Below are 15,504 nucleotides of genomic sequence, written 5' to 3'. Positions count from 1 at the left end.
CCGTGCCGAACTACACCTTCGTGGTGAACGGGCAGTCCGTCACCGTCGACGCACCCGCCGACCTGCCGATGCTGTGGGCGCTGCGCGACAAGCTGAAGATCCGCGGGCCGAAGTACGGCTGCGGCATCAACGTCTGCAAGGCCTGCACGAGCCACCTCGACGGCGAGGCGTTCAACCCGTGCGTCACGCCGGTTTCCGCGTGCGCGGGCAAGGAGGTCACCACGATCGAAGGGCTCGCCGACGGCGACGAGCTGCACCCGGTCCAGGAGGCCTGGCTGGAGCAGGACGTCGCGCAGTGCGGCTACTGCCAGCCCGGGCAGATCATGGCGGCGGTCGCGCTGCTGAAGAAGACGAAGAACCCGACGGACGCCGACATCGACGCCATCCAGAACGTGTGCCGCTGCGGCACGTACTTCCGGATCCGGGAGGCGATCAAGAGCGCGGCCGCCAAGATGGCTTGACGCGAATGCGGAGGTTCGACAAAAGAACCTCCGCATTCGCGGTTCCTGTAGCAAGTTCACCCGAACGTGGTGGCACCGTTCGGGTTAGCTGTCGGTCCGGGCCTCGACGAAGAGGCCGGGGACCGGAGGCCACCATGCACTACCAGGCGCTTCTGTCCGACGGGCTCGCGCCGCGCGTCGCCGTCCTCGCCACGGAGGTCGAACGGAAGCTGCCGGAGCTCGTCGAGAGCACCGTGCGGCAGATCCGCGCCGAAATGCCGGTCTACGCCGACGCCCGGTTCGTCACGCTCGCGGAGCTGCGGAGCTCAGTGCGCGCCAACCTCGAGCACGTGATGCGGACGCTGCGCGGCTCGGACGGGCCCGACCTGTCGCAGGCCCGCGCGACCGGCCGGGCCCGGGCCCTGCAGGGCGCGCCGCTGCCGGAGCTGCTGCGGGCCTACCGGATCGGGCTCACCGAGGTCTGGCACCGGTTCGTCGAGCTGACCGCCCAGGCACACGACCTCGCCGGCCTGGTCGCCGCGACGACGGCGATCTGGGCGCTGATCGACGACCTCGCCGAAGCCCTCACGACGGCCTACCGCGACACGACGGCGGAAGTCATGGTGGCGCACCAGAACCGGCGTTCGGCGCTGGTGGAGGCGCTGTTCGCGGGCGGCGCCGCGACCGAGGGGACCCTCTGGGACATCGCCCGCGTGCTCGACCTGTCCCTGGACGGCACGTTCGTCGTCGTGGCCGCGGAAACCCCGCGGCTGGGCCAGGAACCGCTGCCGCAGATCGAGGCCCGGTTGCGCGCGCTGCAGCACGCGTCGGCCTGGCGGCTCACGCCGGACCTGCAGGTGGGTGTCGTGTCTCTGCGCGACCCCGCGGCGGCTCCGGCGATCGTCGAGCTGGTCCGCGAGCACCCGGTCGGCCGGGTCGGGATGAGCCCGGTGTTCACCGGCCTCGGCAACACCGCCCGCGCCCTGCACCTGGCGCGGGTGGCGCTGTCGAGCATGACGCCGGGGACACCGGGCCTGGTCCAGTTCACCGAGTCGCCGCTGGCCGGGCTGGTCGCCAGCGCGCCCGAGGCGTCGGTGCAGCTGGCCCACCACGTGCTCCAGCCCGTCCTGGACCTGCCCGGCGACGACCGGAACGTGCTGCTGCTGACGCTGCGCGCGTGGTTCGACTGCCAGGGTTCGACGAAGCTGACGTCGGAGCGGATGTTCTGCCACCCCAACACGATCCGCCACCGGCTGAAGCGGATCGCCGACGAGCTGGGCCGTTCGCTGACCGATCCGGCGGACATCGCCGAGCTGGGCGCGGCGCTGCGGGCGCTGAACCTCTTCCCGGAGGCGACCCACCTGCCGGCGCCGCGCTAGCGCACCCCGGCGGCGCCGGGAATTGTCGGTGCCCGCCGGTAGAGTGGAAAACGGGGGGCGCCCCCGCGTCAGCGCACCCCGGGCCCGTACCGCCGCGCCATCCCGGTCAGCCACTCGCGGCCGACCGGGTTGGCGGTGTGGACGCGCACTTCGGGCGGCCAGCGGTCGTGTTCGCACAGCCAGAGCACCACCGGGCGGGTGGTGTCGTCGCCGCCGAGGTCGTGGTCGAGGGAGATCGCCGCGAACTCGCCTTCCCGCAGGAGGGCGATCGCTTCCGTGCTCGACTTCGCCCACGTCCAGCCGTCCGGGGCCGGGCGCAGGTCGTCGACCCAGAGGCGGTTCACGCGGCCAGCAGTTCGCGCGTGCGGGCCTGCTCCTCCGGCGACCCGAAGGGCATCACCAGCAGTTCCGTCGCGCCCGCGTCCTCGAGGGATTTCACCTGGCGCAGAACGGTTTCCTCGTCGCCGACGATGGCGCTGTCCGAGACGCGCCCGTAGCCGTCCCGGTCCAGGACGGCCCGGTAAGCCGGGATGCCCGCCACCCCGCCGTACGTCTCGTCGACCCACTTCCTGGCTTCGTCCACTTCGGACGTCACGCAGATCAGCTGCCCCGAGACGATTCGCGCCGCCGCGCCCAGGGTCGGCACCACGAACTCGCCGGTCGCCCGCGGGCCGGCCCACGTGGTGATCACGCCGTCGGCCAGCTCGCCCGCCAGCCGCGTCGACTGCGGGCTCACCGAGCCGAGGAGCACCGCGGGCCGCTGGGCGCCGGGGGTGGTCAGCCCGGCCGCGGCGGTCAGCGACTCGCCGTGGACGTCCGCCTTTTCCCCGCGCAGCAACGGGTTCAGCGCCTGGAGGTACTCGCGCAGGTGCCGGATCGGGCGGTCGTAGGAGTAGCCGTACTGCTGCTCGACGATGAACCGGTGGCTCAGCCCGATGCCGAGGTGGACGGGCACCCCGGTCGCGGCCTGGACGGTCAGCGCCTGCGCGGCCATGGTGATCGGGTGCCGCGAGTACGTCGGCACGACGCACGTGCCCAGTTCGAGGCCGGGCGCGGCCGCGGCGAGCGCGGGCAGGGCGGTGAGCGGGTCCCAGCCGCCGCGGTGGGCCAGCCAGAGCGTGCCGTAGCCGAGCTTCGCCGCTTCGCGGGCTTGTGCGGTCATGGCGTCGAAGCCGACGCCGAGTTCGTCGATCAGGATTCCGGTGCGCATGGGTCCTCCAGGGGGTCAGTACGCGCGTTCGAGCTGCGCGCGGTCGAGCGCGACGGCTTCGGTGAACAGCTCCCGCGCCCGCGGTGCCACGGCGCGCAGCTGCCGCGTCGACACGGCGAGCGGCTCGAAGGCGTGCGCGACGGTGTCGGCGATCAGGGCCGGCTCGGGCGGGGGAGTGCGGCCGAGGAAGCCGAGCAGGACGGCTTGGAAGGCGACGACGAGTTCGCGGACCGGCCGGTCGGTGCGCAGCAGGTCGTTCGCCGCCAGCAGGTCCAGGTACTCGACGAAGGCTTCGGCGTGCCTCGGGTCGAGCTTGCCGTGCAGCTTCGGCAGCAGCTTGCCGAGCGTGTCGGCGTCGTCGGCGTACACGGCGTGCAGCAGCGGGCGGTCCAGCACGTTGGTGTACTGGATTTCGGTCAGCCGCGAAAGCCGCACGGCGAGGGGGTCGGCCGCGATCGCCGCCACGAGGTCCTCGAGAGCCCGGACGGATTCCCGCAGCAGCACGGCGACGAACAGGTCCTCGCGGTTCTTCCAGTGCAGGTAGACGGTCCCCTTGCCGACATCGGCCCGCTCGGCGACGTCCTCGATCGTCGTGCGGCGGTAGCCGACCCGCTTCAGCAGGCCGGCCGCCGCGTCGAGGATGCGCTCGGCCCGTTCGGCACGGTCTTCGGCGGGGGGCATGGCGCCATCGTATGACCAAATACGAAATTTGGTCAAACGCCAGCGAGTGACTGCCGTCACCTCGAGGCGCTGTCACAGGCGTACGGCGCCCGGTGTCCTGTGGTCGATCGGATGCCGAAGGCACCACGGGGAACGGGGAAACATCATGAGCAAGGTCTGGTTCGTCACGGGTTCGTCGCGCGGCTTGGGCCGCTGCTTCGTCGAAGCCGCCCTCGGCCGCGGCGACCGGGTGGCCGCCACCGCCCGGTCCACCGCGAGCTTCGACGAACTCGTCGCCATCTACGGCGACGCCGTGCTCCCGCTGGAGATGGACGTGACCGACAAGGCCGCCGTCTTCGAGACCGTGAAGCGGGCCGCCGAGCACTTCGGCCGGCTGGACGTCGTCGTGAACAACGCCGGCTACGCGCAGATCGGCGCCATCGAGGAGCTGACCGAGCCGGAGCTGCGCGACCAGCTGGAGACCAACGTGTTCGGCCCGGTGTGGGTCATCCAGGCCGCCCTGCCCTACCTGCGCGAACAGCGCGCCGGCCACTTCATCCAGCTGTCCTCGGCCGCGGGCCTCATCGCGATGCCGCTCGGCGGGGCGTACCAGGCGTCCCGGTGGGCGATCGAAGCCGTGACCGAAACCCTGGCCAAGGAGGTCGCCGACTTCGGTGTCAAGGTCACGATCGTCGAGCCGGGCGGCTTCGCCACCCGCGACGGCAAGAACCCCGACCCGCTCGCCAACGGGCACGTCGCCGAGACCAGCCCGGTCTACGACGGCCTCCGCCGCCGGCTGGCCGGGGTCGCGGGCAAGCAGCCCGCCGGCGACCCGGCCGCCGCGGCCCAGGCCCTGCTCAAGGTCGTCGACTCGGCCAACCCGCCCCTGCGGGTGCTCTTCGGGCAGGGCTTCTACCCGATCATCAAGCAGGCGTACGCGGACCGGCTCGCGACCTGGGAAGAGTGGCAGGAGCTGTCGGCGGAGGCCCACGGCGGCACCGCCGAAAATGTCGGTGCCCACCGGTAGAGTGGAAGACGGGGGGCGCCCCCGCGGGCCTGCCGTCGGGGGTGGCTCAGGCGTCCGACGAACGCTTCCAGAGGTTGATGCCGGCGTCGGTCGCGTGGCCGTCGATCTCGGTCAGTTCCTCCGAGGAGAACTCGAGGTTGCCGAGCGCGCCGACGTTGTCCTCCAGCTGCCGGACGCTGCTCGCGCCGATCAGCACCGACGTCACCCGGTGGTCGCGCAACGCCCAGGCCAAGGCCAGCTGCGCCAGCGACTGCCCGCGGCGGCCCGCGATGTCGTTGAGCGCGCGAACCCGGCCGAGCCGGTTCTCGTCGAGGGTCCCGGGATCGAGCGACTTGCCTTGCGCCGCGCGCGAGTCCTCCGGGACACCCTTCAGGTACTTGTCCGTCAGCAGGCCCTGCGCGAGCGGCGAGAACGCGATGCAGCCCGCGCCCGCCGTCTCGAGGGTGTCGAGCAGGCCGTCCTCCTCGATCCAGCGGTTGAGCATCGAGTAGGACGGCTGGTGGATCAGCAGCGGCGTGCCGAGCTCCCGCAGGAGCCGGGCGGCCTCGGCCGTGCGTTCCGAGCTGTAGGAGGAGATCCCGACGTAGAGCGCCTTCCCGGCGCGGACGGCGGCATCGAGCGCCCCGACGGTTTCTTCCAGGGGCGTATCGGGGTCGAAGCGGTGCGAATAGAAGATGTCGACGTAGTCCAGGCCCAGCCGGCCGAGCGACTGGTCCAGGGAGGACAGCAGATACTTGCGGGAGCCCCACTCGCCGTACGGGCCGGGCCACATGTCGTAGCCGGCCTTGGTGGAGATCACCAGCTCGTCGCGGTACGGCTTGAAGTCGCCGGCCAGCAGCCGCCCGAAGTTCTCCTCCGCCGAGCCGTACGGCGGGCCGTAGTTGTTGGCCAGGTCGAAGTGGGTGATGCCCAGGTCGAACGCGCGGCGGGTGATCGCGCGCTGTGTCTCCAGGGGCCGGTCGCCGCCGAAGTTGTGCCACAGCCCGAGCGAGATCGCGGGCAGCTTGAGCCCGGACCGCCCGCAGCGCCGGTAGGGGATCGAGTCGTATCGGCCGGAAGCGGCAACGTAGGTCACGCGGCCGATGCTAGCCCGCTCTTCGGGTACGCTCCGGGTGAGCGACCGCTTAGGAGGTCAGGGTGGGCACCGGATTCTTCACGTCCGTCGACGACGTGTCGGCGAAGCTGGCCGAGGCCGGCTACCTGGCGTCCACGGCGGTGGCGACCACGGTGTTCCTCGCCGACCGGCTCGGCAAGCCGTTGCTGGTCGAAGGGCCCGCCGGGGTCGGCAAGACCGAGCTCGCCAAGGCCGTCGCCCAGGTCAGCGGCTCGCGGCTGGTGCGCCTGCAGTGCTACGAGGGCATCGACGAGGCCCGCGCGCTCTACGAGTGGAACCACGCGAAGCAGCTGCTGCGGATCACCGCCGGCCGCGACGAGACGTGGGAGCAGGCCCGGACCGACATCTTCGGCGAGGAGTTCCTGCTCCGCCGCCCGCTGCTGACGGCGATCTCGTCGGACGAGCCCACCGTGCTGCTCATCGACGAGACCGACAAGGCCGACATGGAGGTCGAGGGCCTGCTGCTGGAGGTGCTCGGCGACTTCCAGGTCACCGTGCCCGAGCTCGGCACGATCACCGCCACGCGCGCGCCGTTCGCCGTGCTGACCTCCAACGCGACGCGCGAGCTGTCCGAAGCGCTGCGCCGCCGGTGCCTGTTCCTGCACATCGACTTCCCCGACGAGGAGCTCGAGCGCGACATCGTCCGGCTCAAGGTGCCCGGCATCGACGCCGCGCTCGCCGACTCGGTGGTCCGGGTGATCGCCGCGCTGCGCGCGATGGACCTGCGCAAGCTGCCGTCGGTCGCCGAGACCATCGACTGGGCGCGCACCCTGCTCGCGCTCGGCGCGTCGGCCCTGGACGAGCAGGTGGTGCGGGACAGCCTCGGCGTCGTGCTCAAGCACCAGGACGACATCGCCAAGGCGGGCGCCGGCCTGAAGCTCGAACAGGTCCTGGACGCCTCGTGACCGGTCGCGTGCGGGGGTGGCGGGTCGGCATCGCCGAGCCGGGCTGCCGGCCGCGGCTTGATCAGGTCCTGGACGCATCGTGACCGGCGGCGTGCCCGAGCGGCTCGCGGCGTTCGTCAAGGCGCTGCGGGCCCAGGGCATTCCGGCGGGGCCGGCCGAAACGGTCGACGCCGCCGCGGCGCTGGAGGTGCTCGGTCTCGACGACCGCTCGCTCGTGCGCGAAGGGCTGGCCGCGGCCCTGGTCCGCCGCGGCGGGCAGCGCGCGGTGTTCGACGCCGCGTTCGACCTGTACTTCCCGGCGGGGATCGGCGCGCCCGAGCGCGCCCGCGAGGACCAGCCGTCGACGCTGGAAGAGCTGCGGGAGGAGCTGGCCGCCGCGCTCGCCGACGGCGACCGGCAGGCGTTGTCGCAGCTCGCCGGGCTGGCCGTCGACATGCTGGGGCAGTACGGCTCGGCGTCCGGACCGGGCGGTGGTTTCTCGGCCCACCAGACGCTGGAACGGCTCCAGCCGCAGACCCTGATCGCGCGGGTGCTGGCCGCGGTCCGCGGCGGCGGCGCGCGCGGGGAGTTCACCGACCGGCTCGACCGCGACGAGATCCGCCGCCGCGTCGAAGGGTTCCGCGGGCAGGTCCGCACCGAGGCGCGCCGCCGCGCGGCCGAAGTCCGCGGCCGCGAGCGCGTCGCCAAGCACGCCATCGCCCCCGCCCCGGACCGCGTCGACTTCCTCATCGCGAGCCGGAACCAGCTCGCCGAGCTGCGGCGCACGATCCAGCCGCTGTCCCGGAAGCTGGCGACGCGGCTGGCCGCGCGGCGCCGCCGGATGACGCGGGGACAGATCGACCTGCGCCGCACGCTGCGGCGGTCGCTGTCGACCGGTGGGGTGCCGATGCGGCCGGCCTACCGCCACCGCCGTCCCGGCCGGCCGGAGATCGTGCTGCTGTGCGACCTTTCCGGGTCCGTGGCGGGGTTCGCGAACTTCACCATGCTGCTGGTGCAGGCGCTGCGGGACCAGTTCAGCAAGATCCGCGTGTTCGCCTTCGTCGACAGCACCGACGAGGTCACCCACCTGGTCACCACCGGCGCGGCCGACCCGGAGCACCTCGGCGCGCGAATGCTGTCCGAAGCGGCGCTGGTGCGCTGGGACGGCCACAGCGACTACGGCGGTTCGCTGCGTCAGTTCACCGAGAACTGGCTCGATGCGGTCGGCCCGCGGACGTCGGTGCTGATCCTCGGCGACGCCCGCACCAACGGCGGCGACCCGAACCTCGACGCGGTCCGCGCGATCAAGGCCCGCGCCCGGCACGTCTACTGGTTGAACCCCGAGCGCCGGTCGCTGTGGTCCACCGGGGACTCGGCGGCGCTGGAGTACGCCGACGTCGTCGAAATGCACGAATGCCGCACGGTGCACCAGCTCGGCGCGCTGGTCACCCGGTTGCTGCCGGTGTGAGCCAGGCGTCGATGTCCCGCAGGATGGCCTTCTTGGTCGCTTCCGGTGCGAAGGACGCCGTGACGCTCGCGCGGGCGAAGTCCGCCATCGTCGTGTCGTCGTAGCCGAAGGCTTCCCGCACGCGGGCGTACTCCTCGGCGAGGTTCGCGCCGGTGACCGACGGGACATCGGTGTTGAGCGTGACGGTCAGCCCGGCGTCCCGCAGGCGGGGCAGCGGGTGCTCGGTGAGCGAAGGCACCAGCCCGAGCGTCACGTTGGAAGACGGGCACACCTCGAGCGCGAGGCCCCGGTCGCGGACCTCGGCGACGAGCGCGGGGTCGTCGAGGACGCGGATGCCGTGCCCGAGCCGTTCGGTGCGGCCCACTTCGAGTGCTTCGCGGATGCTGTCCGGTCCGGCGTCCTCGCCGGTGTGGTGCAGCAGGTGGATCCCGGCCGCGCGGGCCTTCTCGAAGAGCGTCGCGAATGGCCGGAGCGAGTGGTTCTCTTCGCCGGCCATACCGATCGCGAAGACTTCGTCGTACTTCAACGCGAGGTCGAGGGTGCGCTCGGCGCGTTCGACCGAGCGGCGCCGGGAGTGGTCGAGCAGCAGCCGCCACTCGAGGTTCCCGCTTTGCGACAGTCCTTTGAGGACGGACGCGAGCGGCATTTCGAGATCTCCCAGGCGTTCCCCGTGCGAGGCCGCGGTGAAGGTGACCTCCGCGTAGCGCGTGCCCTGGACGGCTTCGTCCTCGCAGTACTCACGCGCGATGCGCTCGAAGTCCTCGGGCCGCCGGAGACAGGATCGGATGAGCGCGTTGTAGTCGGCGAAGGCGCGGAAGCCGTCGAACACCGGAGGCTCGCCGGGGACGTCGACGCCGTTGGCTTCCCCCAGCTCACGGAGCGTGTCCGGGCGGATGGTGCTCTCCAGGTGGACGTGCAGGTGGGCCTTCGGCAGGGCGGCCAGGTCGCGCATGATCACGAGCCTAGGACCGCGCGGCGGCGTCGCGCGCGCCAATTTCGGGCGGCCACCGCTGCCACCCAGGTTTTGGGCTTCGTCACACGGGGAACCTCCGGGTGGTTCGTCCGCGTTGTCAGGATGACCGGAACCGATGAGGGAGGACCACCGTGGCTCTGCTCAAGAGGCTGACCATGCTGGCCGGCGCCGCCGGTGCGGCCCGCGCCTACGCCAAGAAGAACCCCGAAAAGGTGAACCAGGCCGTCGGCAAGGCCGCGAAGTTCGTCGACGACAAGACCAAGGGCAAGTACCACCAGCAGATCGCCGGCGCGGTCCGCAAGGTCAACTCGGTGACCGGGCAGCCGGGACCGGCGGGACCCGCGGCCGGCCGGTAGCTCACTCGGCGGTCAGGACTTCGAGGACCCCCTCACCGTACTTGGCGAGCTTGTTCTCGCCGACACCGCTGACCGTGCCCAGATCCGCCAGCGACGACGGCCGTTGCGTGGCGATCTGGCGCAGGGTCGCGTCGTGGAAGATGACGTACGCGGGCACGCCCTGCTCCTTCGCGACGCCGGCCCGCCAGGCACGCAGGCGTTCGAACAGCGGGGCCGCTTCCGCGGGCATCTCGGCCGCGGCGGCGGCCCGCTTGGCGCTGCGGACCTTCGCGGCCGGCGCGCGCTCGGGTTCGCGGCGCAGCATCACCTGGCGATCGCCGCCCAGCACTTCCGCGCTGCCTTCGGTGAGCACGAGCGAGCCGTAGTCGCCTTCGACCGCCAGCAGGCCCTGGGCCAGCAGCTGCCGCACCACCGCCCGCCACTCCGGCTCGGCCAGCTCGGTGCCGATGCCGAACGTCTTGAGCGTGTCGTGCTGGAACTGCGTGACCTTCGGTGTGGACTTGCCGAGCAGGATGTCGATGATCTGCCCGGCGCCGAACTTCTGCCGCCGTTCGTTGCGCAGCCGCACGACCGTCGACAGCAACTTCTGCGCCGGGATCGTGCCGTCCCACTTCTCCGGCGGGCTCAGGCACGTGTCGCAGTTGCCGCACGGCTCGGCCTTCTGGCCGAAGTAGTTGAGGATCTGCACCCGGCGGCATTCGACCGTCTCGCACAGCGCGAGCATCGCGTTCAGGTGCGCGGCCTGCCGCCGCCGGTGCGCCTCGTCCCCTTCGGACGTGTCGATCATCTTGCGCTGCTGGACGACGTCCTGCAGGCCGTACGCGAGCCAGGCGGTCGACGGCAGCCCGTCGCGGCCCGCCCGGCCGGTCTCCTGGTAGTAGCCCTCGACCGACTTCGGCAGGTCGAGGTGCGCGACGAACCGGACGTCCGGCTTGTCGATGCCCATCCCGAACGCGATCGTCGCGACGACGATCAGCCCGTCCTCGCGCAGGAACCGCGACTGGTGCTTGGCGCGCGTGCGCGCGTCGAGCCCCGCGTGGTAGGGCACCGCCGGAATCCCGTTCTGCACCAGGAAATCCGCCGTCTTCTCGACGGAGTTGCGGGACAGGCAGTAGACGATCCCCGCGTCACCGGCGTGCTCGGTGCGCAGCAGCTCCAGCAGCTGCCGCTGCGGCGAGTTCTTGCCGACGATCCGGTACTGGATGTTCGGCCGGTCGAAGCTCGCGACGAAGTGCCTGGCTTCGTCCAGCTGCAGCCGCGCGGAGATCTCCTTGTGCGTGGCCTCGGTCGCGGTGGCGGTCAGCGCGATCCGCGGCACGTCCGGCCAGCGCTCGTGCAGGGCCGACAGCTGCAGGTAGTCGGGCCGGAAGTCGTGGCCCCACTGGGCGACGCAGTGTGCTTCGTCGATCGCGAACAGCGAAATCTTGCCGCGGTCGAGCAGCCGCACGGTGGATTCGACCGAAAGCCGTTCCGGCGCCAGGTAGAGCAGGTCCAGCTGGCCGTTCAGGAACGCCGACTCCACCTCCTGCCGCGCCGCGTAGTCCTGGGTGGAGTTGAGGAACCCGGCGCGGACGCCGGCGTTGCGCAGCGCGTCGACCTGGTCCTGCATCAGGGCGATCAGCGGTGACACCACCACGCCGACACCGGGCCGCACCAGCGCGGGAATCTGGTAGCACAAGGACTTCCCGCCGCCGGTGGGCATCAGCACGAGCGCGTCACCGCCGGCGATCACGTGCTCGACGATCGCCGCCTGGTCGCCGCGGAAGCTGTCGTAGCCGAACACGCGCCGGAGGGTCTCCAGCGCGTCGGACGCGGTTGTGAGGTCGGTCTCTGCCACCCGCCCGACTATAGAGCGGGGGTCCGACAGTTCCGGTCCGGCCCGCCGCGGGGTGCGAGAATGGGCGGGTGCAGTACTGGCCGGTTCCCGATCTCGCCGCGTATTTCGGCGGCGAATGGCGCTTGGACCGGGAAATCCACACCACGGACGGCGATCCGGTCGGCGAGGTCACCGGCACCGCCACCTTCACCGAGGCCGCGGGAGTGCTCGTCTACCACGAGGAAGGCGAGCTGCGGCTCGGCGGCCACACCGGACCGGTCACGCGCACCCTGCACTACCGCCCGGCGGGCCCCGGCCGCGCGTCGGTGCACTTCGACCACGGCGGCTTCTTCCACGACCTCGACCTGCGCGAAGGCCATTGGACGGCGGACCACCCCTGCCGCGCCGACCACTACCGCGGCGAGTACCGCGTGACCGGCGCCGCGCGCTGGCGGCAGGAGTGGGCGGTGCGCGGACCGGCGAAGGACCACGTCATCGTCAGCCGGTTCACCCGCCCGGCCGGCTGAGCGGGGCGGGCCCGGCGTCGCGGCGAAGCTCGGACGGTGTCGCTGTTCGCCCGGCGGGCTGGGCGGGGCGATCCGCCGCCGGTCTCCGCGCGGCGGTGAGCTGAGGCATCGGACGATGCCGCGGTCGGCCCGGCGGGGCGACCCGCCGTGGGCTCCGGTCGGCGGGGGAGTGAAGCCCAGGTGGTGCCGCTGGTCGCCCGGCCGGGTTGAGCGGGGCGACCAGCCGTGGCTCCGGTGGGCGGAGGCGTGAGGCCAAGGTGGTGCCGCCGGTCGCCCGGCGGGTCGAGCGGGGCGCCCCACCGCGGTCTCCGCGTCGGCGGCGAGGCGAAGCTCAGACGATGCCGCCGTTGGCGCGCAGCACCTGGCCGTTCACCCAGCGGGCCGGGCCGGCGAGGAAGGCGACGACCTCGGCGATGTCCTCGGGCTCGCCGAGCCGCTCGAGCGGCGGCTGCTTGGCCATCCGGGTGATGGTCTCCTCGCCCTTGCCGTCGAGGAACAGCGCGGTCGCGGTCGGGCCGGGCGCGACGGTGTTCACCGTGATGTCGCGGCCGCGCAGCTCGCGCGCGAGGATCATGGTGATCGCCTCGACCGCGCCCTTGGTCGCGTTGTAGATGCCGTAGCCGGGCAGGTTCAGCCCGATCACCGACGTCGACGTCATGATCACCGCGCCGCCCTCGCGCACCCGCCGCGCGGCCTGCTGGGCCACCGCGAAGGTGCCGCGGATGTTGGTGCGGTGCACGCGGTCCAGGACATCGAAGTCGGTGTCGGCGATCGGCGTCGGCGGGTTCATCACGCCGGCCAGGTGGGCGACGACGTCCACGCCGCCGTAGGTGCGCTCCGCGGTGTCGAACAGCTCTGCGACCGCGGCCGGGTCGGCCACGTCGGCGCGGACGGCGATCGCCTGGCCACCGCGGGCCGTGATGGCCTCTACGGCGGCGCCGGCCTCCTTCTCGTTGCCGGCGTAGTTGACGACGACCGCCATGCCGTCGGCGGCCAGGCGTTCGGCGACCTGGCGGCCGATGCCGCGGGAGCCGCCGGTGACGATCGCGACACGGGGGGTGGTGCTCATCGGTTCCTTCTTCCGGTCGGGCGGTGAACGTATCACCGCTTCGCTCTTTCTGTATCGACGATAGCACGTCGATGGTAACGACGCTAGCGACTGCTCGTTACCGCCGTTACCTCCCCGTCGCGGGGCACGGCATCCGGCGGTATCGACGCCGCCGGTCGGCCGAATCGCGAGGTCAGCGGCGTGCGCGCCGTTTTCGGGACGGGGAATGCGGGAACCCGGGACGCATCGGGGGCGACATCGTTGAAGGAGTTTGTGCGATGCCCACTTGGCTGATCGTCTTGATCGTCGTCGTGGCCGTCGCGGTGCTCGGCGCCGTGATCTGGCTGGTGACGCAGGAGATGCAACGAAAACGGCTGCAGCAGCGGTTCGGCCCGGAGTACGACCGCACGGTCGCGGAGAAGGACAGTCCCCGTGCCGCGCAACGGGAACTCGCCGAGCGGGAACGCCGGCACAAGGAACTCGACATCCGCCCGCTCTCGGCGTCGGCGCGCGAGCGCTACACCCAGCAATGGGCGCAGGTGCAGGAAAAGTTCGTCGACCAGCCGGCCGACGCGGTCGCCGAAGCCGACCGCGTCCTCGTCTCGCTGATGGCCGAACGCGGTTACCCGACCGAAGGCTACGAGCAGCAGGTGGCGGACCTTTCCGTGCGGCACGCCAAAACCCTCGAGCACTACCGCGCCGCGCACACGACGCAGCAGAAGCGCGACGGAGCGTCCACCGAGGACCTCCGCGACGCGATGGTGCGCTACCGCACCGTCTTCGAGGACCTGCTGACCGACGGCGCCGACGAGCAACACCGCGACGACCACGACCACCACCACGACCGCCGCAACGGGCACGACCACAACAACGGCCACGACCACGACCTGGCCGAGCGGCGCGACACCGACGAGCGCGAGGCGTCCGCGCAGTCGCGGACCGAACGGAACGGAGGACGCTGACCATGACCGACCACCTGACGCGTCACAGCACCGAAAACGACGAGGACCTCACGCCGCGCGAAGGCTTCCACGAGCGGGACACCGCCGAGGTCCCCGATCAGGAGCGGACCGAATTCCGTGAACCGGGCACCGGTGACGACCAGAACCTGAGCACCGCCGACCTGGCGTCCGCTTCGGCCGGGCGGCAGGACGCCGACGAATCCGGCGGGGACGTGGAGTCACCCGCCGAATCGGGCGGGGACGTCGAAACCCCGGCCGCTTCGGGCGGCGACGGGGAGACTCCCGCCCGATCCGGCGACGACGTGGAAACGCCGGCGCTCATCGACGAGGAGAAGGTCACCGGCTTCCGCGACCGCTGGCAGAACGTCCAGACCGGCTTCGTCGACGACCCGAAGCAGGCCGTCCAGCAGGCCGACGAACTGGTCGCCGCCGTGATCAGCGCGCTGGCCACCACGTTCGCCGAGCACAAGAGCGAGCTGGAAGCCCAGTGGCGGCAAGGCGAACCGGCCACCGAGGAGCTGCGGATCGCGCTTCGCCGCTACCGCTCCTTCTTCGACCAGCTGCTCCCGCGCTAGCGGGCGCCGTTTGCCGGCGGGCATGATCGGGTAGCACGCCGGGGGACGGCGTCAGCAACGGGAGGCAGCCGAATGAACGTGGCCGATCTGCTCGCCGACGGGTTCGGCCGGGTCCGGGGCACAGTGCACGCGGCGGTGGAAGGGCTCACCGCCGAGCAGCTCCGGACGCGGCCGGGCGGCGAGGCCAACTCGATCGCCTGGCTGGTGTGGCACCTGACCCGCGTCCAGGACGACCACGTCGCCGACGTGGCGGGCACCGAACAGGTGTGGACCGGGCAGGACTGGCTTTCGCGGTTCGGCCTCCCCTTCCCGGCGGGCGACACCGGCTACGGCCACCGCCCGGCCGACGTCGAGGCGGTCCGCGTCGACAAGCCGGACCTGCTCACCGGTTACTACGACGCCGTGCACGAGCAGACCCTGCGGTTCGTCGCGGGCGTCGACGCCGACGCGCTCGACCGGATCGTCGACGAGGCCTGGGACCCGCCGGTGTCGCTGGGCGTGCGCCTGATCAGCGTCCTCGACGACGACATCCAGCACGCCGGCCAGGCCATGTACGTCCGCGGCCTGCTGGAGCGTCAGTCCTCGTAGCCCTCGCCGCGGTGGTCGGCGACCCGCCGCGGACCCGGGCCCTCGGCGCCGAGCCGGTCGCCCGGGTTGGCGAGCCGGCACTTGGCCAGCGACATGCAGCCACAGCCGACGCAGTCGTCCAGCTGGTCGCGCAGCTGTTCCAGCCGGCGGATCCGCGCGTTGAGGTCTTCCTGCCAGCACTGGGAGATCCGGGTCCAGTCGGCGCGGGTGGGTGTGCGGTCGTCCGGCAGCAGGGCGAGCACTTCGCGGATCTTCGACAGCGGCATGCCGACCCGCTGCGACATCCGGACGAACGTCACCCGCCGCAGCGTGTCACGGCGGTAGCGCCGCTGGTTGCCCGCGGTGCGGCGGCTGTGGATGAGACCTTCGTCCTCATAGAACCGCAAGGCCGAGGCGGGCACTCCGCTGCGCCGGGAGAGTTCGCCGACCGTCAGGTCGGGCAGTGACCGGGCCGTGGCGTTCACCATGGTCGCCACC

The 15,504-nt window shown here is 71.9% G+C and carries 18 protein-coding genes; 10 read left to right on the top strand and 8 right to left on the bottom strand.

From position 1 onward, the window contains the following. Nucleotides 1-2: 2 nt before the first annotated feature. Nucleotides 3-461 carry a (2Fe-2S)-binding protein gene (locus tag AB0G28_RS31910; RefSeq protein WP_361097430.1) on the top strand — a complete coding sequence of 153 codons (459 nt, stop codon included), beginning with the start codon at nt 3-5 and terminating at the stop codon, nt 459-461. Between the two features lie 134 nt (nt 462-595). Further along, the gene (locus tag AB0G28_RS31905) at nt 596-1,819 is read left to right on the top strand and encodes a helix-turn-helix domain-containing protein (RefSeq protein ID WP_361097427.1); all 1,224 of its coding nucleotides are present in this window, start codon (nt 596-598) and stop codon (nt 1,817-1,819) included. A gap of 68 nt (nt 1,820-1,887) precedes the next feature. On the opposite strand, the gene AB0G28_RS31900 is transcribed toward AB0G28_RS31905, so the two are convergent. Genes AB0G28_RS31900 through AB0G28_RS31890 form a run of 3 tightly spaced genes read right to left on the bottom strand, consistent with a single transcriptional unit; the run spans nt 1,888 to nt 3,710 of the window. Continuing rightward, nucleotides 1,888-2,163 carry a cyclic-phosphate processing receiver domain-containing protein gene (locus AB0G28_RS31900; protein ID WP_361097424.1) on the bottom strand — a complete coding sequence of 92 codons (276 nt, stop codon included), beginning with the start codon at nt 2,161-2,163 and terminating at the stop codon, nt 1,888-1,890. After that, a complete protein-coding gene (locus AB0G28_RS31895) occupies nt 2,160-3,029 on the bottom strand; it encodes a TIGR03564 family F420-dependent LLM class oxidoreductase (RefSeq protein WP_361097421.1) in 870 nt (289 codons plus the stop codon). Before AB0G28_RS31895 ends, AB0G28_RS31900 begins: the two co-directional genes overlap by 4 nt. Before the next feature lie 15 nt (nt 3,030-3,044). Then, nucleotides 3,045-3,710, bottom strand: a complete 666-nt coding sequence (locus AB0G28_RS31890) for a helix-turn-helix domain-containing protein (RefSeq protein ID WP_361097418.1) — start codon at nt 3,708-3,710, stop codon at nt 3,045-3,047. A gap of 145 nt (nt 3,711-3,855) precedes the next feature. On the opposite strand from AB0G28_RS31890, the gene AB0G28_RS31885 reads away from it, so the two are divergent. Then, nucleotides 3,856-4,716, top strand: a complete 861-nt coding sequence (locus tag AB0G28_RS31885; protein WP_361097414.1) for an SDR family NAD(P)-dependent oxidoreductase — start codon at nt 3,856-3,858, stop codon at nt 4,714-4,716. Between the two features lie 46 nt (nt 4,717-4,762). Here the strand turns inward: AB0G28_RS31885 and mgrA are convergent, their stop codons facing one another. After that, complete coding sequence (mgrA, locus tag AB0G28_RS31880; protein WP_361097411.1) at nt 4,763-5,791, bottom strand: L-glyceraldehyde 3-phosphate reductase; 1,029 nt, start codon at nt 5,789-5,791, stop codon at nt 4,763-4,765. Between the two features lie 62 nt (nt 5,792-5,853). On the opposite strand from mgrA, the gene AB0G28_RS31875 reads away from it, so the two are divergent. Continuing rightward, entirely contained in the window at nt 5,854-6,735 is an 882-nt protein-coding gene (locus tag AB0G28_RS31875; protein ID WP_361097408.1) for a MoxR family ATPase, read from the top strand. 79 nt (nt 6,736-6,814) lie between these two features. Beyond that, nucleotides 6,815-8,182, top strand: a complete 1,368-nt coding sequence (locus tag AB0G28_RS31870; protein ID WP_361097405.1) for a VWA domain-containing protein — start codon at nt 6,815-6,817, stop codon at nt 8,180-8,182. Here AB0G28_RS31870 and add read toward each other — a convergent pair. Beyond that, nucleotides 8,160-9,134, bottom strand: a complete 975-nt coding sequence (gene add, locus AB0G28_RS31865) for an adenosine deaminase (RefSeq protein WP_361097402.1) — start codon at nt 9,132-9,134, stop codon at nt 8,160-8,162. The genes AB0G28_RS31870 and add overlap by 23 nt on opposite strands. A gap of 152 nt (nt 9,135-9,286) precedes the next feature. Here add and AB0G28_RS31860 point away from each other — a divergent pair, with 152 nt between their 5' ends. After that, a complete protein-coding gene (locus AB0G28_RS31860; protein ID WP_361097399.1) occupies nt 9,287-9,511 on the top strand; it encodes an antitoxin in 225 nt (74 codons plus the stop codon). Between the two features lies 1 nt (nt 9,512). Here the strand turns inward: AB0G28_RS31860 and recQ are convergent, their stop codons facing one another. Continuing rightward, a complete protein-coding gene (recQ, locus tag AB0G28_RS31855; RefSeq protein WP_361097396.1) occupies nt 9,513-11,348 on the bottom strand; it encodes a DNA helicase RecQ in 1,836 nt (611 codons plus the stop codon). Between the two features lie 68 nt (nt 11,349-11,416). Between recQ and AB0G28_RS31850 the strand changes: the two genes are divergently transcribed. Then, a complete protein-coding gene (locus AB0G28_RS31850) occupies nt 11,417-11,854 on the top strand; it encodes a DUF6314 family protein (protein ID WP_361097393.1) in 438 nt (145 codons plus the stop codon). Between the two features lie 331 nt (nt 11,855-12,185). Here AB0G28_RS31850 and AB0G28_RS31845 read toward each other — a convergent pair whose 3' ends face one another. Next, on the bottom strand, nt 12,186-12,923 hold the full coding sequence (locus tag AB0G28_RS31845) for an SDR family oxidoreductase (protein WP_361097390.1): 738 nt from the start codon (nt 12,921-12,923) through the stop codon (nt 12,186-12,188). A 257-nt stretch (nt 12,924-13,180) separates the two neighbouring features. On the opposite strand from AB0G28_RS31845, the gene AB0G28_RS31840 reads away from it, so the two are divergent. The 3 genes from AB0G28_RS31840 to AB0G28_RS31830 all read left to right on the top strand — a co-directional run bounded on the left by AB0G28_RS31840 (nt 13,181) and on the right by AB0G28_RS31830 (nt 15,027). After that, entirely contained in the window at nt 13,181-13,864 is a 684-nt protein-coding gene (locus tag AB0G28_RS31840; RefSeq protein WP_361097387.1) for a hypothetical protein, read from the top strand. A gap of 2 nt (nt 13,865-13,866) precedes the next feature. Further along, a complete protein-coding gene (locus AB0G28_RS31835; protein ID WP_361097384.1) occupies nt 13,867-14,439 on the top strand; it encodes a hypothetical protein in 573 nt (190 codons plus the stop codon). Nucleotides 14,440-14,511: 72 nt separating this feature from the next. Next, the gene (locus AB0G28_RS31830; RefSeq protein WP_361097381.1) at nt 14,512-15,027 is read left to right on the top strand and encodes a DUF664 domain-containing protein; all 516 of its coding nucleotides are present in this window, start codon (nt 14,512-14,514) and stop codon (nt 15,025-15,027) included. Here the strand turns inward: AB0G28_RS31830 and soxR are convergent. Beyond that, nucleotides 15,015-15,494: a redox-sensitive transcriptional activator SoxR gene (gene soxR / locus AB0G28_RS31825; RefSeq protein WP_361097379.1), complete on the bottom strand. Its 480-nt coding sequence runs from the start codon at nt 15,492-15,494 to the stop codon at nt 15,015-15,017. The two genes, AB0G28_RS31830 and soxR, sit on opposite strands and share 13 nt — an antisense overlap. Nucleotides 15,495-15,504 lie beyond the last annotated feature (10 nt).

The organism is Amycolatopsis sp. NPDC021455 (assembly GCF_040640995.1).
Lineage (GTDB): Bacteria > Actinomycetota > Actinomycetes > Mycobacteriales > Pseudonocardiaceae > Amycolatopsis.
Note: the sequence above shows the minus strand (reverse complement) of the source record. Positions and strands in the feature narration are given on the sequence as shown.